The 22,467-nt window shown below is 45.8% G+C and carries 14 protein-coding genes and 1 other RNA gene; 3 read left to right on the top strand and 12 right to left on the bottom strand.

Annotation, left to right across the window (positions count from 1 at the left end):
* Positions 1 to 2: 2 nt before the first annotated feature.
* On the bottom strand, positions 3 to 677 hold the full coding sequence (locus GKG41_RS13675) for a response regulator transcription factor (protein ID WP_154259517.1): 675 nt from the start codon (positions 675 to 677) through the stop codon (positions 3 to 5).
* Positions 678 to 919: 242 nt separating this feature from the next.
* Positions 920 to 2,866: an FAD-dependent oxidoreductase gene (locus tag GKG41_RS13670; RefSeq protein WP_154259514.1), complete on the bottom strand. Its 1,947-nt coding sequence runs from the start codon at positions 2,864 to 2,866 to the stop codon at positions 920 to 922.
* A gap of 137 nt (positions 2,867 to 3,003) precedes the next feature.
* On the opposite strand from GKG41_RS13670, the gene GKG41_RS13665 reads away from it, so the two are divergent.
* A complete protein-coding gene (locus GKG41_RS13665) occupies positions 3,004 to 3,882 on the top strand; it encodes a LysR family transcriptional regulator (protein WP_154259512.1) in 879 nt (292 codons plus the stop codon).
* 247 nt (positions 3,883 to 4,129) lie between these two features.
* Here GKG41_RS13665 and GKG41_RS13660 read toward each other — a convergent pair whose 3' ends face one another.
* The 6 genes from GKG41_RS13660 to GKG41_RS13640 all read right to left on the bottom strand — a co-directional run bounded on the left by GKG41_RS13660 (position 4,130) and on the right by GKG41_RS13640 (position 10,049).
* On the bottom strand, positions 4,130 to 5,683 hold the full coding sequence (locus GKG41_RS13660) for an NlpC/P60 family protein (RefSeq protein WP_173015564.1): 1,554 nt from the start codon (positions 5,681 to 5,683) through the stop codon (positions 4,130 to 4,132).
* 394 nt (positions 5,684 to 6,077) lie between these two features.
* Positions 6,078 to 6,417: a transfer-messenger RNA gene (gene ssrA, locus GKG41_RS13655) on the bottom strand.
* Between the two features lie 230 nt (positions 6,418 to 6,647).
* A complete protein-coding gene (locus GKG41_RS23190) occupies positions 6,648 to 6,815 on the bottom strand; it encodes a hypothetical protein (protein ID WP_173015565.1) in 168 nt (55 codons plus the stop codon).
* A 24-nt stretch (positions 6,816 to 6,839) separates the two neighbouring features.
* Complete coding sequence (locus tag GKG41_RS13650) at positions 6,840 to 7,712, bottom strand: carbohydrate ABC transporter permease (RefSeq protein WP_072853159.1); 873 nt, start codon at positions 7,710 to 7,712, stop codon at positions 6,840 to 6,842.
* Positions 7,713 to 7,724: 12 nt separating this feature from the next.
* Complete coding sequence (locus GKG41_RS13645; RefSeq protein ID WP_154259508.1) at positions 7,725 to 8,618, bottom strand: sugar ABC transporter permease; 894 nt, start codon at positions 8,616 to 8,618, stop codon at positions 7,725 to 7,727.
* 72 nt (positions 8,619 to 8,690) lie between these two features.
* The gene (locus GKG41_RS13640; RefSeq protein ID WP_154259506.1) at positions 8,691 to 10,049 is read right to left on the bottom strand and encodes a carbohydrate ABC transporter substrate-binding protein; all 1,359 of its coding nucleotides are present in this window, start codon (positions 10,047 to 10,049) and stop codon (positions 8,691 to 8,693) included.
* A gap of 276 nt (positions 10,050 to 10,325) precedes the next feature.
* Here GKG41_RS13640 and GKG41_RS13635 point away from each other — a divergent pair, with 276 nt between their 5' ends.
* Positions 10,326 to 11,246 (top strand): glycoside hydrolase family 43 protein, encoded by a 921-nt coding sequence (locus tag GKG41_RS13635; protein ID WP_154259504.1) that lies wholly within the window; start codon positions 10,326 to 10,328, stop codon positions 11,244 to 11,246.
* A 17-nt stretch (positions 11,247 to 11,263) separates the two neighbouring features.
* On the opposite strand, the gene gnpA is transcribed toward GKG41_RS13635, so the two are convergent.
* A complete protein-coding gene (gene gnpA, locus GKG41_RS13630) occupies positions 11,264 to 13,429 on the bottom strand; it encodes a 1,3-beta-galactosyl-N-acetylhexosamine phosphorylase (protein ID WP_154259502.1) in 2,166 nt (721 codons plus the stop codon).
* A 176-nt stretch (positions 13,430 to 13,605) separates the two neighbouring features.
* Here gnpA and GKG41_RS13625 point away from each other — a divergent pair, with 176 nt between their 5' ends.
* Positions 13,606 to 14,457, top strand: a complete 852-nt coding sequence (locus GKG41_RS13625; RefSeq protein ID WP_154259500.1) for an AraC family transcriptional regulator — start codon at positions 13,606 to 13,608, stop codon at positions 14,455 to 14,457.
* A gap of 62 nt (positions 14,458 to 14,519) precedes the next feature.
* On the opposite strand, the gene GKG41_RS13620 is transcribed toward GKG41_RS13625, so the two are convergent.
* The 3 genes from GKG41_RS13620 to GKG41_RS23905 all read right to left on the bottom strand — a co-directional run bounded on the left by GKG41_RS13620 (position 14,520) and on the right by GKG41_RS23905 (position 22,408).
* Positions 14,520 to 16,013 (bottom strand): glutamate synthase subunit beta, encoded by a 1,494-nt coding sequence (locus GKG41_RS13620; protein ID WP_154259498.1) that lies wholly within the window; start codon positions 16,011 to 16,013, stop codon positions 14,520 to 14,522.
* Between the two features lie 13 nt (positions 16,014 to 16,026).
* A complete protein-coding gene (gene gltB / locus GKG41_RS13615; RefSeq protein ID WP_154259496.1) occupies positions 16,027 to 20,577 on the bottom strand; it encodes a glutamate synthase large subunit in 4,551 nt (1,516 codons plus the stop codon).
* A gap of 295 nt (positions 20,578 to 20,872) precedes the next feature.
* The gene (locus tag GKG41_RS23905) at positions 20,873 to 22,408 is read right to left on the bottom strand and encodes an HAD-IA family hydrolase (RefSeq protein ID WP_154259494.1); all 1,536 of its coding nucleotides are present in this window, start codon (positions 22,406 to 22,408) and stop codon (positions 20,873 to 20,875) included.
* Between the last annotated feature and the right edge of the window lie 59 nt (positions 22,409 to 22,467).

Below are 22,467 nucleotides of genomic sequence, written 5' to 3'. Positions count from 1 at the left end.
GTCTATACCTCAAACTTGTACCCCATACCCCAGATGGTTTTGATATATTCCCCTCTGTCTCCCATCTTGCTTCTTAATTTTTTTACATGGGTGTCAATGGTACGGGCGTCCCCAAAGTAGTCATAGTTCCATACGGAATTCAATATCTTTTCCCTGGACAGAGCAATGCCCTGATTCTCCATAAAATATGCCAGAAGCTCAAATTCCTTATAGCTGAGTTCAACGTTTTCTCCGTCAATAGACACCATATGCGCGGCTTTATTCAGCTCAATTCCCCCAGCGGACAGGATATCGTCGGATGCTATCTGATTTGTCCGGCGCAGGATAGCTTCTGCCCTTGCCACCAGAATCTTAGGGCTGAAGGGCTTAGAAATATATTCATCCACTCCCAGCTCGAATCCCAAAAGCTCGTCCCTCTCATCCCCCCTGGCGGTCAGCATAATGATGGGGACCTTGGATTCCTTGCGAATTTCCCTGCATACCTCCCAGCCGTCCATCTTTGGCATCATAACATCTAATATAATAAGTGCTATGTCCTTTGTCCCATAAAAAATATCCAGAGCCTCTTCACCATCCCCGGCTTCCAGCACATCAAAGCTTTGCTTTACCAGAAAGTCCCGGACCAATTTTCTCATCCTGCTCTCATCGTCCACAACTAATATCTTACATTTTTCCATCTGGTCTTCCTCCAACATGATCTATCTTTCTTAACTATATCAATCAAATATGTTAGAACTGTGAAATTTCCGGATCTTTTTACTCTTCCTAGAAAAACAGGTTTCTATCCGTCTTTTCAAAAGCTTTTCCTTATTATACCCTCTGTACAGACACATTGCAACCAAACCGGCCAGCATGTGTAAAAGCTGCGGCAGGCAACTATTCGTCACCTGCCGCAGCTTTTATTTGTCTTTATCTCTTGTTAAATATCAATTGCCCGGTAATACCCGTTAGAAACGGCATCTACAACACGTCCTGCCCTGATGCAGTCTCCAATCTCAAAGACTCTGGGCGCTGCATTATAAAAGCTTTCCGCCGTCTTACGATCTGCTTTCATACCTGCAGCCAGAAGAATGGTGTCAGCCTCAAAAAGGACCTCTCCCTCAGGAGCAGTACACAGGAGACCTTCCTCAGTAATGGCTTTGGCTGTGGTATTGACCTGTATTTTAATAGTACTGTCCTTCATATAAACCTTCATGGCATTTTTGTGCATGAAATAGGAATCCGCTGCCCAGTCATCCTTCATTTCAACAATGGTAACCTCTTTCCCAAGCCCGTCAAGATAGATGGCACATTCACTTCCCACAAGGCCGCCTCCAAGAATAACAACCTTCTGTCCAATTGCAGGAGGCGTTTGATGAAGAGCTTCCAGTGTAACCACTTTATGGTTATCTATACCAGGAATGGGAGGTACAATTGGCTTTGCTCCAACCGCTGTCATGATGACATCAGCGCCCAGTTCAGCCGCCTGCTCTGCTGTAAGCTCTGTATTCAGCTTCACAGTAACCCCGGCTTTATGGAGTCTCCGTTCCAGTACTTTGACAAACTGGAACATATCCGCCTTAAAGGGAATGTGCTCCTCAGATAAGAGCTGTCCTCCCAGACGGCTGTTCTTCTCATAGAGAGTGACGGAGTGTCCGCGTTTGGCTGCTGTTATGGCCGCCTCCATTCCCCCGGGGCCCCCGCCTACGACTACTACCTTTTTGGGAGAAGTCGCGGGAAATCCAAATTTATTTTCCAGCTCATTTCCAACCACAGGATTAAAAGCACAGGAATAGGTTCTGTTCGTCAGATAATTGTAAAAACAGGTAAAACACCGGCAGCAGCGGGTAATATCATCTTTCTTTCCGGAAAAAGCTTTTTCCGGGAAATAGGGATCGCAGATAGACTGCCGTGCAATCTCTATAATATCCGCTTTCCCGGATGCAATAATTTCTTCCATCATATCTGGATCGTTGAGTCCACCTAAGGTGGCAACCGGGGTCTTTACATGCTTTTTCACCTCAGCTGCCAGGAATACATTACATCCGTGTTCGATAAACATAGATGGATGCGTAATTACAAATACTTCCGGATCCTCATGGACACCTGCGGAGACATGAATTATATCAACTTTTCCGTCAAGCACCTTAGCCATCTCTATCCCTTCCTCAACGGTATACCCGCCGGGTGTGAACTCTGCCCCGCTCATCCGGTATTCAATGGGGAATCTGCATCCCACTGCTTCCCGAATCTTTTCGATTACCAGAAGTGGGAACCGCATACGGTTTTCTAAACTGCCCCCCCATCTGTCCGTTCTCTTATTCATAGACGGCGACATAAACTGCCCCAAGAGCCACCCGTGCCCTCCATGGATCAGTACCATGTCAAACCCTGCCTCTTTTACCAGCTTTGCAGCACTGGCAAAACAATCCGCAACTCTGTAGATATCCTCCTCAGTCATGCTGCGCACGGTAAGGCCATCCGGGTTAATTTCGTCGTTGGGACCGATTGCACACTGTCCGGAAGAACCGTCATGGCTTCTGGCGTTGGCATATTTTCCCCCATGGGCAAGTTCCATAACGGCATTGCAGTTGTGACGGTGCATAGCCTTCGCCATCTCCTTCAGGGATGGCAGTGACATAACATCGTAAAGTGTAACCTCCTTGGTATGGGTCCTGCCCACAGCATCCACAATGCCAAGCCCTATGGCTACGCTTGCAAGGCCGCCCTGTGCCCGGTTTTCGTGAAATGCCATATCCTCTTTTCTCATATGGCAGTCTGGGTCCAGCTCCGGATTTGACATGGGAGCACCGAAAATCCTATTTTTAAAGGTGACTCCATTGATGGTTATGGGGCTTGCCAGATTTGGATAATACTTATTGTTCATAGATATACCTCCTCGTTTGCTTGTACATCCTGTTTTAATATGTTATAAATATAACATACCGATTCTTTTATTAGAAGAATCCTTTTCGTTGTGACCCTACAAGAAAAATATTGTATCTTTGTGCAGGGAGGGATCCTATGACATTTAGACAAATAGAATTTTTTACCACTGTATGCAAATGCAAAAGTATCAGCAAAGCCTCCGCCGTGCTGCGCATATCCCAGCAGGGGATATCAAAGGCACTGCTTGACCTGGAGGCCGAACTGGGCTGCCAATTGCTGAAAAGGACCAGCAGCGGGGTGACTTTAACTAACTACGGAACTTATGTGCTGCAGGAATTTGAAATTATCCTGAGAAAAAAAGAGTACATATCCTCCTATGTCCTCCAGATGAAATCCACAGCCAGAGAGCCGCTTCTGGTAGGTATGTCCTTTGGCGTTCTCTCCGCTCTGCCCCACAACTTTTTATCCGATTTTATAACCCAACATCCCTATATTGAGTTGAATTACAGCGATTATACAGATATCACTCTTGAGAACAGGTTATTAAAAGGGGAATGTGATCTGGCACTTATTGCCGGACCAGTGAATTGCGAGGGTCTCCAGATGGAAGTTATAAAGGCCGAAAAGGTATATCTATGCATCCCTTCCAGACACCCACTGTATGAGGCACAGGAAATCACCCTGCAGGGTTTGGCTGCCTATACCTTTGTCATGTTCAGCGACCAGTTTTATATCCAGCACCACTTTTGGGATTCCTGCAGACACGCGGGCTTTTCTCCCCGGGTATTTCTGTCATCAAACGATTTTAATTCCCTGAAAGAGCTTGCCTTTGACACAGGGAACCTGTTTGTGGTGCCGGAGCATACCATTCCCAAAAAGGATTCGCAGTTCAGGTATTATCCCTTTCCGGATCCCTATTTTACTTGGGAAATCACCTATGCCACACGCAAAAATAAGCTGATGACGGAAGGTATGATGGCCTTTTATCAGAGTTTAAAAGAAACTGTCGGCTAAGGAAAAAGAACGAGAGCTTCCTTTTAAAAATTCTTTAGAAAGTCTTTCCTGTTACTTTAGATTCTCATCACAGATTCGTCACAATCATCCTGTAATATAATAATTGTTAAGAGGCCAACAACCTAACGCAAAACTTTTTCTTTTTCAAGCCAGCATCCGAATGGGTGCTGGCTCTCCTTCATTAATTCTTTTAATAACCAGAATATTCAAGGATAGCCCTGGCAGAATACACCAGGGCTAGTTTTTGTTAAACAAGTCTTCTTATTGTTATAATTGTCCTGTAGTTTGCAGGGGTTAATTTAATACCTCCGTCCGGAAATGGTGCTGAATTAGAAGCATTAACCATTTCTCCATTTCCAATGTAGATACCAACATGTCCATCATAGCACAAAAGATCTCCTGGTCTGGCCGCTGATAAAGAACCTACGGCCGTACCACTGCTTCTCTGTTCACCGGATGTGCGCGGTATTTTAATTCCAAATTTTTCGAATACTTTCATCGTAAAGCCTGAACAGTCGCATCCATTGGTCAGACTTTCTCCGCCCCATACATAAGGATTGCCGATAAACTGCATGGCATAATTCACTACTGATTGTCCCATATCAAGAACGCCGTCACTGGAAAAGTAATATGGGATTCCTTCAACCTGGTAAGTTCCGCTTACGCGAACTCCTGTAGATTTGCAATAATAAGTTTTTCCTCCTACGTCTACCCATCCGGTTGCCATTACCCCGGTGGAATAAAAGTAATACCAGGCATCGCCAATCTTCTTCCACTGATTGGCCGCCATAACTCCCGTAGTTTCAAAGTAATAATAATTAGCACCTATGTGTTCCCAGCCAATTGCCATTACTCCGCTGCTATAAAAATAATAATCATTTACACCTAGATGTACCCAGCCAGTTGCCATAGCCCCACTGGCATAGAAATAATACCATTTATCTTCTAATTGTACCCAGCCAACTGCCATAATTCCGCTGTCATAAAAATAATACCACTTATTTTCCAGCTGGAACCAGCCTTTCACCATACCGCCCCAGCTTTTTAGATAATACCACTTTCCTTCATATTTTAGCCAGCCTGTAGCCATAATACCGCTATCAGAAAAATAATAGTAATTATCTTCAACCTGCAGCCATCCTTTTGCCATCGCTCCCCAGTTTTTTAGATAATACCACTTGCCATCCAGCTGTAACCAGCCTGTGACCATAATACCATCACTTTGGAAATAGAAGTACTCATCATCTATCACCATCCACCCGGTAGCCATAGCTCCCCAATTTTTTAAATAGTACCATTTACCCTCTAGTTGTATCCAGCCCGTCTGCATCCATCCGTAATGGTCAAAATAAAACCATTCGCCATCAATGTATTCCCAGTCACTTATCGTAAAAGATCCATCCGCATGTCTATACCACCACAGTCCGTTTTCTTCTTGTACCCATTCTCCTGAAATCGCTGCATTTGCAAGGTACTGGACATTCTCTTGAAGTTCTTCTTGCTCTTCTGTAGAACTTGCCTCATCTTCTACATAATCAACTGCCTCGTATGGAGCATAGTCTTCCTGAATATCTGCCGCCTCATCGGTTCGACCTTTATTCTCCGTATCAGTGTTTTCATCCTCAATATCTATAAAATTTTGCTCCTCTGGAATTTGATCTGCGCCTTCCACTTCATCTTCGCCAGAATTTATTACAATATCTTCCCCCGTCTCACTTGCATAAACAGAATTTGGACAGCTTCCGATTACCATAGCAGCTGCCACCAATGCGATCATTAACTTTGCCTTTCTTTTTTTCATATAACGCCCTCCCAAGTTCATTTGTTTTTCAGTTCATTTATATCTTTTTAATTCTCCATTGGACCGTACCTCCTTAATAAAGCCAATATATATGTACATATTTGGCATTTTTATGCATAGTTATAAGTTTTCTAATTTTATTAACTATATATTATTTTTAACGATTTATATCCGTATTACGCTCACTATTTTTTTTCTTCAATTATACTATCGCCTTATTCAATAATCAATTTTAATCGTTCGACTAATTTCGACAAAACGCCATCAAAAAAAGAGTCTGCTACATAAGACTCTTTCATAAACATTCTATTATTCATCTTTACAATTAAAAAATTGGGGTGCTACACATAAAACAAAATCCAAACTCTATAACGAGTTCGGATTTTGTTTGTTCAAATGGAGTAGACGGGAATTGAACCCGTGTCCAAAAGCCTCTCCCATGTTCTTCTACTATCATAGTCAGTTCTTTTACATTCCCTCTGCCACCCGGGAACTAACACCCTGGTGGGTTCAGTAGCTTCATATTACGTCTACCGGCTCAAAGCTTTGCCGATAAAGTTTCTCACAAAGTCGATGCCAGATTCTTAAAGTGTGAGTGCTCTAAGGCTGACAAGCTGCAATTAGGCAGCTAACGCTAAATTTTCGTCTGCGTTTAATTTAAGGTTGTGATTTAACGCATCACCTGCGGATAGCTTCACCATCTTCGAAACCCCTGTCGAAACCTTTACTACCCCCTGTAGTAAAGTGTACCCGGAACGCTGCAATGCCTGCCCCTGGGTGTTCATACAGCTTTAGCCGTATACATCATACAAACGAATCGCTAACTTATTATATGATACTCACGCGCGTACTGTCAAGGCCGAGAAAATAAACTTTTTGTGAAACCAGCCAGGCACAGGGAATCATCGCAGCGCCCCGGCGAAACTCGAGGGGATGTGCCATAATCAGACACATCCCCTCAGACCTACTGGTGCTGTTTGTTATAGATCCCCAGCATAATTAGGATTCCCAACAGACCGGCAAGCATTTCCAGAAGATAGCCTGCCCCTACGGTTCTCTGACCGTGAATTACCAGTGCAAGACATACAATAAAAAGCACCAGGCCAATAATTCTCACTATCCATTTCTTCATAACACACACCTCCTGTGTTCTCTCCTAGCCCTTGAGTCCTCCAAGGCTCATACCTTCTGTCAGTTTCTTCTGCACACAGATATACAGAATCAATGTGGGCAGCATTACAATAACCAGACCGGCATAGAGACGGCCATAGTTTGCGGCTGCCTGCTGTGCCTGCATCAGCTGCATCAGTCCTACCGGAAGTGTCTTGGATTCTCCTGTGAGCATGGTCATGGCAATGATATATTCGTTCCAGAAGGAGAGGAAGTTAAATAGAATTACCGTTATAATACTTGGCCTTGCCATGGGCATCATAATTGAAAACATCGTTTTGAAATACCCGGCACCGTCTACAAAAGCTGCCTCCTCGTAATCTTTGGGAATTGATACAAAGAAACCGGACAGCAGGTAAATGGTAAAGGGCAGTGCGGTGGAGGCATATACCAGCGCCAGCACAAAAAGGTTATTTAACAGAAAACCGCTCCCGAATACCCGGTTCAGGAATTTGTCTCCGTCCACAAACATCAGGAATATGGGGACAACAATGTAGTTTACATTGATAAATAAACCTCCCATAAACATAATATTACACAGTTTGCTGCCTTTGAAGCGGTATCTTGCCAGAACATAAGCTGCCGGCAGCGCGATTACCAGGAGAAGCAGCAGCGCTAATACCGTAACTATGACGGAATTAAGCATATATTCTCCCATTTTGGCACCCTGAAAGGCATCGATAAAGTTCTGAAAATAAATGCCTTTGGGCAGTGTCCATGGATTGCCGTAGAACTCTGCATTTTCCTTAACGGAGGCCAGAAATACCCAGCCCACTGGAACTGCAATACTGATTGCCAGAAGCAGCAGTACAATGTATATGAACACCTTATACAGCGTGTCTTTTCCATTTTTCTTCATATTCTCACCCTCCTAAAATTCCAGCGGCTCCCGCTTTGTAGCCAGGTTTACAAGTCCAGCCAATCCAAATGAGAACAAGAATACAATCACTCCTATGGCCATACCATATCCGTAAGATGAGTTCGTATACGCCTGGCCGTACATATAGCTCAGAAATACTTCACTGGCTCCGTCGGGCTTACCTCCTGTCATGGCCTTGACAAAAAGGAAACTCAGATTAATGGTACTGATGATAAAAAAGGTAAGTGTTGTTCTGATATTTGTCCAGATAAGGGGCAGGGTTATATTAAAAAATTGATGAAGTCTTCCCGCTCCTTCCAGATTGGCTGATTCATATAAGCTCTCCGGTACGCTGGACATACTTGCCATATACATTACCATATAATATCCGATTGCCTGCCACACCATAGCGATGACAAGGCTGTAGATTACCAGCTTTTGATTGCCCAGCCACAGAATAGGATCCGCTTTTGCGCCTCTGAATATGGACAGGATACTGTTCAGCAGACCCTGGCTGGGGTCGTAAATTGCGGAAAAGATGGCTGATATAACAACAACAGACAAAATGTTGGGGATGTAGAAAATAATTCTGAAGAAGTTCTGGCCCTTGATCTTTTCTCTGGACAGAATCGCTGCAAAGACAAGGGAAAATACCATTGTAATAATAGTAACCATCACAATCAGCAGTACTGAGTTCTGGAAGGACCGATAGAATTTGGGATCCTCAAAAAGTATCCTAAAATTATTCAATCCCACAAATGTCTTGTTATTGGAAAATCCGCCCCATTTATATAAGGACATTTTAAATACATTTATTGTTGGGACTATCATGAAAATTATGAAAAGAATAACTGCTGGCAGCACACACACTGCAATAAAACCATTTCTTCCTTTCCTATGTTTCATTCCCGTTCCTCCTTTCTCCCTTTTGCGAAGAAAAAAGGACATTATAGAATGCCCTTTTTCCTGTTGTATAGATTACTCCATAGCTTCTCTTAACTTATCGCTAGCTTCCTCTACTGACTTCTGCCAGTCTGCAACTGTTTTATCTCCGCTTACGATACTATCCACTGCCCTGAACAGGGTGTCATTCATGGATACACCTTCCACCGGATTAGTAGAGGCGAATCCGCCCATTACAGGTACTGCTGCGTCGTTATCATATACACTGTAGAACATTTTATTGTCGCCTGTAAGTTTTTCTGAAATCCCAACTATTGGCTGAATGGCATTAGACTTCGCAAAGATGTCAGCTGCTTTGTCAGAGTACATAAATGCAATCCACTCTTTAGCCAGATCCTGGTTCTTTCCTTCCGCCGGAATCCACATCTGCTCAAAGAAGGTAAAGGAAGAAGGTTTCTGAGAATCTGATACTGCAGGAACTGCTGAGAATCCCCACTCAAATCCTTCTGCTCTCGGTGCATCTGCCATTTCTCCCGGAAGCCAGGTTCCGTTCGGACAGAAGATTGCTTTGTTGTCCAGGATTAACTGCTGATTTTTTGTAAAACTTTCTTCATTGGCATTACCCAGAGTTGTAGGTTCTACATACTGTGCCAGTTTGCCGATTGTCTCGAATACTGCGGTTGCCTCCGGTGATTCCCATATGCCGTCTTTATACGTCATGCATTCGTTATAGAAATCCGCACCGCCCGAAGACTCCAGGGTTGCGTAGATAAATGCGTCGAAGTATCCCGCATGAGGATAGGTGAATAAGGAGATTCCCTCAGCTTTTGCTTTATCACCCAGCTCCCACATTTCATCCCATGTCTTCGGAACTTCCCAGCCTTTTTCTTTCAGCAGGCCTGCGTTGTAGAAAAGTCCGCAGGGGCTGTAGAACATAGGCGCATAATATGTTTTTCCGTCATTGTAAGGCATAGTTCCCAGGGTATCGAGAAATCCCGGAAGGATTTTTTCTCTTACTGTGACCTCTTCTCCCGGAACTGTCATATCCAGCACATCATCCAGACAGGTAAGGCCTTTTTCCTTTGTAATTGTCTCAGTAAGACCGGCATCTCGTCCTGTGGCACAGTGGATTACGTCCGGGTAGTCACCGCTCTTCATAGCAGGCGTAATCTTATCTTCAATCTTTTTATCAACCTGCAGTTCAACGGTTACACCCTCATGGGTTTCCTCAAACGCTTTGGCGACCTCACTCCAGAGTTCTGCGCCGTAACCGCCTTCAAATGCAGCTACTTTCAGCACCTGTCCCCCGTCCCCTTTAGCGTCATCACCACCCTTTGAACTGTCGTCTGTATTCCCACAGCCTGCGAGAATGGTGGTTGACATTACTGCTGCAAGTCCCAAAGCAAGCCATCTTGTTACTTCTTTCCTTTTCATACCTTTTTCCCTCCATAAATGATATTTCCTTGAGATGTTTTTATCATAGCCTAGTTTTACTTCTAATTCTATAAATATCTTGTCTTTACTTTTATATATTTTGCTTTTTACACAAAAGAAATACTATTTTATTAAAATAATCAGTGCATTTCAACCACAATATGAGCTGTGTAGATTTTGGCAGCTATCATTTCCAATAAATTTCCAGGTTGAAAAAAAAGTATCCTGCCTTTATAATTATGGCAACTTCAAAAGAGAAAGGAATGTACAGCAAATATGAATAAAAATGGCACTCTTTGGTATGATACGGACGGAAATCCTATTCAGGCTCACGGAGGAATGATTCTTCAGCACGGCGATACCTATTATTGGTACGGAGAAAACAAAAACGGCCCGACTTCCTTTGCTCCCTCCGGTGATATCCGGGTAGATTTCATAGGTATCTCCTGCTATTCGTCGAAAAACTGCATGGACTGGAAAAATGAGGGGATTGTCCTTCCTGCTTCTGCCGCACCGGACAGTGATTTATACCGTGATATGGTCTGCGAGCGTCCTAAGGTAATCTACAACCAAAAAACCGGAAAATTTGTCATGTGGATGCATATAGATACCCCGGACTACCGCTCCGCCAGAGCCGGCGTAGCTACAGCAGACGTCCCCACCGGCCCATTCACCTATTTGTACAGTGATATTCCCAATCGCTCGGACTGCAGGGATATGACTCTGTTTCAGGATCTGGATCAGCGCGTATATCTGATTCACAGCTCAGACTGGAATAAAACGCTCCGAATCAGCCAGTTGACGGAGGATTATCTTCACTTTACCGGTGTCTGCACAAAGATATTTCCAGATCAGGAGAGAGAAGCCCCGGCTGTTTTCTTTCACCAGGGCCTGTATTATATGATCACCTCCGGCTGCACCGGCTGGGATCCCAACAGCGCCCTGTACGGCATCTCTTCTAATCTTTTAACAGGCTGGAAGCTCATCGACAATCCCTGCGAGGGGGAAAATTACCGCAAAACCTTTTACGGCCAGAGTACCTTTGTTTTTGAAAAAGACGGACACTTTTATTTGATGCTGGATCACTGGAAGCCTGAAAACCTAAAAGCATCCGGCTACAGTATCCTGCCCGTAACTGTGGATGGAATGGATCTGAGTATTTCTTTTACAGAATATCCGTTCCAGCACACAAAATAAAGGGGGCATAAGCCCCCTTACCCTATCTCATACCATATAATCTCATTGGCATCCAGCTCTGCCCGGAAGCTGCTGCCGTCTCCCCGGTACACTACCGTACTCTGAGGCTCATAGGTATTGTTAACCACACAGTATTTATTATTTTTAATATAGGCATGTACCTCCACATTATAATTTGTGCTGAACCAGTGTCTGATATTTTCTTCGTCTGACGCGGCCCAAAGCACAGCCCGGTACAAAAGCCTGCTGTTCTCAAAACTGTAAGGAAGCCCGCTGATGTATACACTTCTTCCCCTGCCGAAAGAATTTACCGCCAGCTGCACTTCTTTGTCAATCTGTTTTAGAACCGTTGTTCCTTCCAGGGCAAATATATTCTTCTTTCCCTCACCAAAGTCAATTTCACCCCGGCAGTCTTCTGTGATAAAGTGCGCATGTTCTTCCCAGTTATACTTATCCTTATTCAGGTTGAATCCATTTTCTTCCTCAACCCCCATTACCGTGGCCAGCTGGAAAAACCTGCCTTCCCACTGATAGGCGGCAGGTTCCCCGACACCGATAAAACCGCCTCCCTGGTATATAAATTTTTTCACAGCCGTAATGATTTTCTCATCGATCCAGTTTTCACCTCCGCTGTATGCCGTGCCGGCATCCCCCACGTTGATGATAACATCAATACTGTCCAGGAGATGTTCGTCCCTGCGGATATCGTCAAAGCTGATAAATTCAACCGCAAAGGGTGCACCGCTCAGAGCCTCTATAATGCCTGCATAAGAATAGTTCTGTTTATAATACAGCGCGTGATGAACCATGTGATTGCCCCAGGCACGCATTCTTCCCCAGCAGTTCAGGACAGCCACTTTTTTGATGCAGTAAGGAGTGGTTCCCTTTATATTGGAATACAAAAGCCGGAATTCCTCACACACGCTCTGCACATAGTCCATAAATTCCGGAAATTCCAGGGCCAGTTTCAGGTATCCCCCATAGCCGATCCGGTCAATGGGTTTCCTGAGGATCGCCCGTCTCGCAGTTACCCAGTTCACTTTTGCCTCTTTCACCGGGTCTCCTCCTTCATGGAAGACATCCGGGAAGAAATACGGAAGGAATCTTCCCTCTGTATATTTTACCCCCGGTATATCACTGATAAGACGGAGGGTGGAACCGTTGCCCACACTTCCCACCACAGCGTCAAGGCCAATGCTTTGGAATTCATCCATAAAGGGCTCCATGCCAATCCAGTGGTCACCCAGGAACATCATGGCTTCTCTGCCGTATTCATGTGTGATATCTACCATTTCTTTTGCCAGTTTGGCTACCTCTTTGCGCTGAAAATCCTGAAAGTCCCTGAATTCCCTGGAAGGTATCCGGTAGGTGTTATTCATATATCCCTGATCAATAATAAATTCCGGGCGGAACCGGTAGCCTGCCTCCTGCTCAAACTGTTCCAGTATATAAGGGCTGACCGATGCAGAATACCCGTACCAGTCCACATATTTTTCTCTGGCAAGTTCATCAAATATCAGGGTGAACTGATGGAAGAACGTTGTAAAACGTACCACATTCACATGAGGATTTTTCTCCAGAAAACGGCGCAGCCGCTCCATGGAATAAGCTCTGGTCTTGGGCTGACGCACATCAAAGGTCACCTGATGCTCCACATCCTTCCATCCGTTTGTGACCGAGTTGTACATATGAACCGGATCCCACATAATATAAGCCAGAAAACTCACCGTATACTCATGATAAAGGCTGGCAGGCTCTATGACAACACTGCCGGATTCTTCGTCATAGTTCCACCGGTCCACAGGAACCACCTCACCTGTGGTGCGGTCTATGACTTCCCACCATCTTTTTATATCATCCCGGGTATTCACCTTCAGCATATCCGGATAGAGATGGTCCATTAAATGAATGCTGAGCTTCTCTTTGTCTGCATTATGAAAGGAAGTCATGATATACATCTGCTGGATTTCGTCAGGGTTCGCCTTTGCCCACTCATTATCTTTCCGGGTCGTATAATAGGTTGAGTATACCTTAACTCCGATATTCTTTAATTCATCCGGATAATCTGTCCCGTCGCAGTCCCGAATGGCATCCGCCCCCCAGCGCTTTACCACTTCTTTTGTCTCCTGTACAATATCCATATCTGTTGGTATTGTCACTCTTCCAAAACCATACTCTTCCATAGTTTATCTCCTTACCTTCCCGTTTCTGCATTCTGTTACTAGATCTACATGATTAAATTCAGTATAAAAAAATAGTTTTCTGCCTTCAACTCCATTGTTGCTCAATAAGTTATATATCTTGTCTTTCCCCACTGAAAATGCTATAATTATACTATTATTTTTTTAAGGAGTCTCTTATGGCACATGTACAATATTCCATGGCTGAGGTCTACAACCGTCAGCCTCTTGAACGTTTATTATATATTTCCTCTTCCTCTTACGGAAAGGATTGGATCAGCCTGCTTCATACCCACAGCTTTGCAGAATTATTTTATGTGGTGGAAGGCAGCGGATATTTTTGCACGGAATCTCACCAGTTTCCCATCTGCAAAGACACTTTAATTATCATTAATCCCAATGTAAAGCACACAGAAAAGTCATCTACAGACAAACCACTGGTTTACATTGCACTGGGGATAGAAAATCTCCGTTTTCAGTTTTTCTCCGACACCCTGGACTGTCACATCTATGATTTTCAGAACCACAGAAGCAGCATCCTTCCTCTGCTTCAGACTATGCTGGATGAGGTAAAGCACAAAAAAAGTTCCTATGAGCAGATCTGCCAGCATTATTTTATGATTTTTCTTCTGCGGACCCAGAGAATAACCGGCGACAGTTTTTCACTGGCAGCCCCCAAAGATATTCCGGCTGAATGCGAGTTCGTGAAAGAGTATATTGATACCCACTACCAGGATTCCCTTACCCTGGATTCTCTCGCGGAGCTGTCCCACTTGAACAAGTTTTATCTGTCCCATATGTTTTCAAAGGCCTATGAGACCTCACCCATTAACTATCTTCTGGAGCGGAGAATCCTGAACAGCAAGGAGCTTCTGAAGAATTCCGATTACAGCATTACTCAGATTGCTCATATGACCGGTTTTTCTTCCTCTAATTACTTTTCTCAGTCTTTCAAAAAATATGCGGGCGTTACCCCCAATCTGTATCGAAAGAAGCACAGAATCGGAAAAGCAATGCTGCAGGAATCCTGATTCCGCAAAAAAGGGGAGAAGAAATCTTTTCAGTAGATTTCTTCTCCCCTTTTATTATTTCGTCACTGCACCGATAAATTAGAGTATCCCATCAGACTGATATCCACTTCTCTGGCTGCCTCCCGGCCTTCCCGGATGGCCCATACGACCAGTGACTGTCCTCTGTGCATATCTCCCGTTGTGAATACATTAGGCACACTGGTAGCATATTCCCCTTCTCTGGTGGCCACATTCGTCCGGGGGGAAAGATCAACCTTAAAGGCATCGGCAATATACTTCTGGGCGCCCAGAAAACCTGCTGCGATCAGCACAACCTCAGCCTTCATCTCCTGCTCGCTGCCTTCCACCGGCGCCATAACCATGCGCCCTGTTTTCTCGTCTTTTTTGCTCTCCAGCTTTACCGTAATCAGCTTTTCCAGCTCTCCCTTTTTATTCTTCACGAATTCTTTCACTGTAGTCTGATAGATTCTGGGATCATGACCAAACATAGCAATGGCCTCTTCCTGCCCGTAATCTGTCTTGCAGATCTTTGGCCATTCTGGCCAAGGGTTATTCGCCGCCCGCACATCCGGGGCCTTTGGCATCATCTCCAGCTGCGTTACATTGGCTGCTCCCAGGCGGATAGAAGTTCCCACACAGTCATTGCCGGTGTCGCCTCCACCGATAACAACCACGTTCTTTCCCTTCACGTCAATATATTTTTTATCTGCAAATTCCGAATCCAGCAGGCTCTTTGTGGCAGCCCTCAGGAAATCCACCGCAAAGTGGATCCCCTTGGCATCCCTCCCCGGCGCGCTGATGTCTCTGGGATTGGAAGCGCCGCAGGCCAGAATTACTCTGTCATAATTTTTCAGGAGATCCTCAGCCTTATAGTTTTTGCCGATATCTGCATTTGTGACAAACTCTACTCCTTCCTCCTCCATGACTGCGATTTTCCGATCAATGACGGATTTGTCCAGCTTCATGTTTGGTATGCCATACCTGAGAAGACCTCCGATTCTGTCGAAGCGTTCAAATACCGTCACGGAATGCCCCCTGCTGTTCAGCTGATCCGCAGCTGCCAGGCCGGAGGGACCGCTCCCCACAACAGCCACCTTTTTACCGGTTCGGACCTTAGGAGGATTGGCCTTTGCATATCCCTCTTCATACGCCTTTTCGATAATTGCATATTCATTTTCTTTTGTGGATACAGGCTGACTGTCCAGATTGCAGGTACAGGCCGCCTCACAGAGAGCAGGACATACCCGGGAAGTAAATTCCGGAAAATTATTTGTCTTCTTCAGGCGCCGGTATGCCTGCTTCCAGTTGCCAAGATACACCAGATCATTCCACTCCGGCACCAGATTGTGGAGCGGACAGCCAGAGGCCATCCCCGCCAGCATCATTCCCGACTGGCAGAAAGGCACCCCGCAGGCCATGCACCTGGCCCCCTGGAGCTGCTGCTCTTCCAGAGGAAGGTGAACATGGAACTCATTAAAATGTTTTATTCTTTCTTCCGGTGCTTCTGCATCTGATGTTTTTCTTTTATAGTCTAAAAATCCTGTTGGTTTTCCCATCTTCTTTTCCCTCCTATCTTCTGGTATTGGCATAAAATGCTTCAATCTGTGCCTGTTTGCTGCTCAGCCCTTTTTCCTCCATCTGCACAATCGTCTGAAGCATACGGCTGTAATCATGAGGTATAATTTTCTTGAATTTGGGGAGGTATTCTCCAAAGTTATTCAGAATCTCTTTTCCCTTTTCCGAATTGGTACAGGTAACATGATCCTGAATCATTTCTTTTAATTCCTGCACATCGTATTTAGATGTGATTTTTGACACGGAGATCATCTGTTTATTTAATTTTGTATAGATATCGCTGTCTTCGTCCAGCACATATGCCACACCGCCGCTCATTCCTGCGGCAAAGTTCTTGCCGATTTTTCCAAGAACCACAGCACGGCCCCCTGTCATATATTCACAGCCGTGGTCTCCTACGCCCTCCACAACTGCAATTGCCCCTGAATTTCTCACACAGAAGCGTTCTCCGGCTACGCCATTTACATAAGCCTTTCCGCTGGTGGCACCGTAGAGAGCCACATTGCCGATAATAATATTTTCATCCTGCTTAAACTGCACGCTCTTAGGGGGATACACTATCAGCTTGCCTCCGGAAAGCCCTTTTCCGAAATAGTCGTTGCTGTCTCCCTCCAGCTCCAGGGTCAGACCTTTGGGGATAAAGGCGCCGAAGCTCTGTCCCCCTGCCCCGTGGCAGAGCACTGTATAAGTATCTTCGTCCAGGCTGTCCTGGTATCTCCTGGTTATCTCAGCCCCGAAGATAGTTCCAAAGGACCTGTCGGTGTTGGACACATCCACTTCAATGCTCTTCTTCTGTCTTCCCTCCAGCGCAGAGCCCAGCCGTTTCAATAAAATTTTTTCATCGGCTGTCTTTTCCAGATGGAAGTCGTATACCTGCCTGGGGTCAAAGGTTACTTTTGCCTTTGGGGAAGCATAGGGATTATCCAGTATTCTGGCAAGATCAACCTTTGATGCCTTACTGTTTTGGATCGTATCCTTTACTTTCAGCAGATCGGTTCTCCCTACCAATTCATCCACTGTTCGGACGCCAAGCTCTGCCATATACTCCCTCAGCTCCTGGGCAATAAATTTCATAAAATGAATGACATACTCTGGTTTCCCCCGGAACCGTTTTCTAAGCTCTGGATTCTGTGTCGCCACGCCTACCGGGCAGGTATCCAGATTGCATACACGCATCATCACACATCCCATGGTTACAAGGGGTGCTGTGGCAAAACCGAACTCTTCCGCCCCCAGCATAGCGGCAATGGCTACATGGCGGCCGCTCATCAGCTTGCCGTCTGTCTCAATGACTACTTTATTGCGCAGTCCGTTCCGTATCAGTGTCTGGTGGGTCTCAGAAAGCCCCAGTTCCCAGGGCAGCCCAGCATTGTGGATAGAACTTCTGGGCGCCGCTCCGGTGCCTCCGTCATAGCCGGAAATCAGGATAACCTGGGCACCCGCCTTGGCAACACCTGCTGCGACTGTGCCCACACCGGCTTCGGATACCAGCTTTACGGAAATTCTGGCATTTTTGTTGGCATTTTTCAGATCATAGATAAGCTGTGCCAAATCCTCAATGGAATAGATATCATGGTGGGGCGGGGGAGAGATCAGACTCACCCCAGGGGTTGAATGTCTGGTTTTTGCAATCCAGGGATATACCTTGCCTCCAGGCAGATGTCCGCCCTCCCCCGGCTTTGCCCCCTGAGCCATCTTAATCTGAATCTCCTGGGCGCTGACCAGATATCTGGAGGTCACTCCGAAACGGCCCGATGCTACCTGCTTGATAGCGGAGCAGCGGTTTTTGCCGTCCTTTCCTGTTACCAGGCGATCGTAGTCCTCTCCGCCTTCTCCGCTGTTTGATTTGCCGTGGAGAGTGTTCATGGCAATTGCCAGCGTTTCGTGAGCTTCCTTAGAGATAGAACCGTAAGACATGGCTCCGGTTTTAAATCTTTTTACAATAGCCTCCACACTCTCCACTTGATCTAAAGGAATTCCTTTTTTCGGATACTTAAAGTCTATCAGATCTCTGAGCGTACCCATCCGTTCCTCATTATCTATGAGATGTGTATACTCTTTAAACTGGCTGTAATCTCCGTTTTTCGTGGCTTCCTGCAGCAGATGGATAGTCTGCGGATTGTACAGATGTTCTTCCCCTCCACGGCGCATTTTATGTCTTCCCATGCTGTCCAGGGTTGTATCTACCTCAAGTCCCAGAGGATCAAAGGCCTGGCTGTGAAGCTCATTTACTTCCCTGGAAATATCCTCCAGGGTAATACCCCCGATTCTGCTCACAGTGTTTGTAAAATATTTGTCGATCACAGTCTGGTCGATGCCGACTGCCTCAAATATCTGGGCTCCCTGGTAGGACTGGATGGTAGAAATGCCCATTTTGGAGGCAATCTTTACAATCCCGTGGAGCACTGCATCATTATAATCGTTCACCGCCGCATAATAATCTTTGTCAAGCATATGATTGTCAATCAGTTCCCGGATTGTCTCCTGAGCCAGGTATGGATTAATGGCACAGGCCCCGTAACCCAGAAGCGTTGCGAAATGGTGAACCTCTCTGGGCTCTCCAGATTCCAGAATCATTGCCAGAGAAGTTCTTTTCTTAGTTTTTACAAGATGCTGATGGACTGCCGACACAGCCAGAAGGGAAGGAATGGCTACATGATTCTCATCCACTCCCCTGTCTGAAAGAATTATAATGTTGGCGCCGTCCCGGTGCGCTCTGTCAACTTCCACAAATAAGCGGTCAATGGCTTTTTCCAGATTGGTATTTTTATAGTACGTAATGGGGAGCACTTCAACGGTAAAGCCTTCTATCTTCATACTTTTGATTTTCATCAAATCCGTATTTGTCAGTATCGGGTTATTCACCTTCAGTACTTTACAGTTCTCCGGCTTTTCCTCCAGGAGATTGCCGTCCTCTCCCACATATACCGAAGTACATGTCACGATCTCTTCACGAATCGCATCAATCGGCGGATTGGTTACTTGGGCAAACAGCTGCTTAAAGTAGCTGAACAGGGGCTGATGTGCGTTAGAAAGCACGGCCAGAGGAGTGTCAATTCCCATAGCCCCAATTCCCTCACTTCCGTTTCGCGCCATGTTCAAAATGGATGTACGGTATTCCTCAAAGGTATATCCAAAGGCTTTCTGCAGACGCATTCTCTCCTCGTCCGTGTATTCCGGCACCCTCTTGTTGGGAATCTTCAGTTCCCTCAGTTCCACCAGGTTGCTGTCCAGCCATTCACCGTAAGGCTGCCTGGAGGCATAGTATTCTTTTAACTCATCATCCGAGAACACCTTGCCCGCCCTGGTATCTACAAGGAGCATCTTGCCCGGATGCAGCCTCTCCTTCTGTACGATTTTTCCGGGAGCAATGTCCAAAACACCTACCTCTGAGGAAAGTATCATATATCCGTCTTCCGTAATATAGTAGCGGGAAGGACGCAGGCCGTTGCGGTCCAGTACCGCCCCCATAATATCACCGTCTGTAAACAGAATAGACGCCGGTCCGTCCCAGGGTTCCATCATAGTTGCGTAATACTGGTAAAAATCTTTTTTGGACTGGGACATGGTTTTATTGTTGGCCCACGGCTCCGGGATGGTAATCATAACCGCCAGAGGAAGAGGCATGCCGCTCATTACCAGAAATTCCAGTGTGTTATCCAGCATGGCGGAATCCGAACCCTCTGCGCTGATTACCGGGAGTACTTTGTGGAGCTCTCTGCTCATGGCACCGTGATCCATGGTTTCTTCACGGGCCAGCATCTTATCCGCATTTCCGCGGATCGTATTAATTTCTCCGTTATGTACCACCAGCCGGTAGGGATGCGCCCTCTCCCAGCTGGGAGTGGTATTGGTACTAAACCGGGAATGCACCAGGGCAATGGCGGATTCATATTCTTCACTCTGCAGATCTGTAAAGAAGGTTCTCAGCTGACCAACCAAAAACATCCCCTTGTAGGCAATGGTACGGCTGGAAAAAGAAACCACATAGGTATCTTCATTGCTCTGCTCAAATACTCTCCGCACCACATACAGCTTTCTGTCAAATGCCAGGCCCTGCTCCACATTTTGGGGACGCTTAACAAAGCCCTGCATAATAAATGGCATACACTCCACCGCCCGATGCCCAAGAACCGAAGGAACCGTAGGAACTGTTCTCCAGCCCAAAAACTCCAGTCCTTCTTTTTCTACTATGATTTCCAGCATCTTTTTCGCCTGATTTCTTTTCATCTCATCCTGAGGGAAGAAAAACATGCCCACACCATAGTCTCTTTCTTCTCCCAGCCGGATACCAATGTCGGTGCACGCCCTGCGGAAGAACTTATGGGATATCTGCAGAAGGATTCCGACTCCGTCACCAGTCTTGCCCTCCGCATCTTTGCCTGCTCTGTGCTCCAGGTTTTCTACAATTTTCAGCGCATTGGCGACAGTTCCATGGGTTTTAACACCATTGATATTCACAACCGCACCAATACCGCAATTGTCATGCTCAAACCGGGGTTCATATAAGCCCTGGACTTCCGGGTTATTCGTTGTTTTCTGCATCTTATATCCATCCTTTCTTAATTTGTCTCCTGCAGCATAACTGCCTGCCGCTTTTTATCTTTAGCAATTCACTGCACTAAATATACTACATTTTTTCGTGCCTGTAAATAGGTTTTTCCCATTAAATTGACAGATAATTTGATATTAATTAATATACAAAAATATTATCTGTTTATATCAGTATTAATCTCAAGTTTTTATATATGTAAAAACAATTTTACCACTTTTTGTTCTGTTTTGCTCATAAAAAAAGACAATCCACAGCCATGCGGATTGCCTCTTTTTAAAATTGTGTCTAAATTGTCTGACTGGATTTCCCAGTTTTCTTATAATTTTGGCTGAGGTAATAGCAGCCCCATACTGCAATGAGTATCTCAGCAACAATCAAAAGTGGATACCAGGTCCAAAAGCCTGAGTCTGATGGAATATAGGTTAATATACAGGACCATACGTTCACCGCAACGTGAGCCAGAATTGGAATCAGCAGATTGCCGGATTTTTGATACAGCCAGGCAAACCAGCACCCAAGGCAGAAAGCAAAAATGAACTGAACCATATTGCCGTGATAAATCCCGAAGATAAAACCCGACAGCAGGATCCCCCATCTGCCTCCCAGATAGTCTTTCAGTCTGGCATACACCAGTCCCCGAAATACCATCTCCTCAGCGACAGGTGCCAGCACTCCCACGACTGCCAGAATCACTATAAAGCTGCTCTGCGCATACATCTCATCCGTCATCTCTCCGTAGTATGGAAAAAGGTCCGGTATCCGAAGTACTGCCATTCCCTGGCTGAGCAGATCAGAGAGTGCAGCTGCCGCAAACAGCAAGATGAGTACAAGGACAGGAGAAGCTTTTGTCTTTATTCCTTCCGCACCCAGATTTTCACGGAGTATGCGGTCTTTTTTCATAAAGTACAGCAAAAAGGGGATTGCAAGAATCTCCATCAGCCCCGTAAGCCCAATGGTGCTCACCGCATCTGCACCGGCGCTCCCTCCCATAAGGGCATACACCGTCATTGGTATAATCACTATAAGAGAAGCTACGATACTGGCAGCAAAATGTATTCCTACAGGGTACAAAACCCTCCATACCTTAAGCAGGGGCCTTCCTCTGTGCAGATCCAGCCTATCCTTCTGCCCGGTTTCCTGCGGCTTTGCCGCCTCCTGTCTTTCCAGCCTGCCGTCTATTAAAAAGGCTGCCAGTTCAGGGACTGAATTGACAATGGCAAGAGGCTGGGCCCTCAGGAGTTCCTCCCTGCTGCCATAGCCGTAGGCCACGCCTACACAGGGAATCCCGACCCTTCTGGCTCCGTTCACATCATGCTCTTTGTCCCCTACCATCAGAACTCTCTGCCGGTATTCTCTGATCTGAAGCTGCCTCAGGGCTTCCTCAATCACCTCTGCCTTATCGGTTCTGCTTCCATCCAGTTCACTTCCCACCACTACCTCAAAATACGGCAGAAGTTCAAACCGTTCCAGAATCTGTTTGACAAAGTGTGTAGGCTTGGAGGAGGCCACTCCCAGTGTGTAACCCCTGGTGCAGAGCTTGGCCAGCATCTCCTTTATTCCCATATATGCATGGTTCTCCCAGATGCCAATCTTGCTGTACCGCTCCCTGTAGACCCGGACAGCTTCCTGCCCCTGCTCCTCACTGAACCCGCAGTATTTCATAAACTGCTCCTTCAGGGGAGGTCCCACAAAGCACTCCAGCTTCTTTAGATCTGTTTCCTGAATTCCGAAATGTGCCAAAGCATACTGAACGCTCTTTGTAATTCCCTCCGCCGAGTCTGTCAGTGTGCCGTCTAAATCAAATAATATTGTATTCCACATGCTATCCCAATCTTTCTGTGTGTATATTGTATCTATTCATGCTCGGTTATTTCACAGAG

This window comes from Lactonifactor sp. BIOML-A5, assembly GCF_009677585.1.
Lineage (GTDB): Bacteria > Bacillota > Clostridia > Lachnospirales > Lachnospiraceae > Lactonifactor.
Note: the sequence above shows the minus strand (reverse complement) of the source record. Positions and strands in the feature narration are given on the sequence as shown.

Coding starts and splice junctions, on each gene's coding strand:
- GKG41_RS13645 (WP_154259508.1), bottom strand. CDS start 8,618: ATGAAACATAGGAAAGGAAGAAATGGTTTTATTGCAGTGTGTGTGCTG.
- GKG41_RS13625 (WP_154259500.1), top strand. CDS start 13,606: ATGGCACATGTACAATATTCCATGGCTGAGGTCTACAACCGTCAGCCT.
- GKG41_RS23190 (WP_173015565.1), bottom strand. CDS start 6,815: ATGAAGAAATGGATAGTGAGAATTATTGGCCTGGTGCTTTTTATTGTA.
- GKG41_RS23905 (WP_154259494.1), bottom strand. CDS start 22,408: ATGTGGAATACAATATTATTTGATTTAGACGGCACACTGACAGACTCG.
- GKG41_RS13665 (WP_154259512.1), top strand. CDS start 3,004: ATGACATTTAGACAAATAGAATTTTTTACCACTGTATGCAAATGCAAA.
- GKG41_RS13640 (WP_154259506.1), bottom strand. CDS start 10,049: ATGAAAAGGAAAGAAGTAACAAGATGGCTTGCTTTGGGACTTGCAGCA.
- GKG41_RS13675 (WP_154259517.1), bottom strand. CDS start 677: ATGGAAAAATGTAAGATATTAGTTGTGGACGATGAGAGCAGGATGAGA.
- gltB (WP_154259496.1), bottom strand. CDS start 20,577: ATGCAGAAAACAACGAATAACCCGGAAGTCCAGGGCTTATATGAACCC.
- GKG41_RS13620 (WP_154259498.1), bottom strand. CDS start 16,013: ATGGGAAAACCAACAGGATTTTTAGACTATAAAAGAAAAACATCAGAT.
- GKG41_RS13670 (WP_154259514.1), bottom strand. CDS start 2,866: ATGAACAATAAGTATTATCCAAATCTGGCAAGCCCCATAACCATCAAT.
- GKG41_RS13650 (WP_072853159.1), bottom strand. CDS start 7,712: ATGAAGAAAAATGGAAAAGACACGCTGTATAAGGTGTTCATATACATT.
- gnpA (WP_154259502.1), bottom strand. CDS start 13,429: ATGGAAGAGTATGGTTTTGGAAGAGTGACAATACCAACAGATATGGAT.
- GKG41_RS13660 (WP_173015564.1), bottom strand. CDS start 5,683: ATGAAAAAAAGAAAGGCAAAGTTAATGATCGCATTGGTGGCAGCTGCT.
- GKG41_RS13635 (WP_154259504.1), top strand. CDS start 10,326: ATGAATAAAAATGGCACTCTTTGGTATGATACGGACGGAAATCCTATT.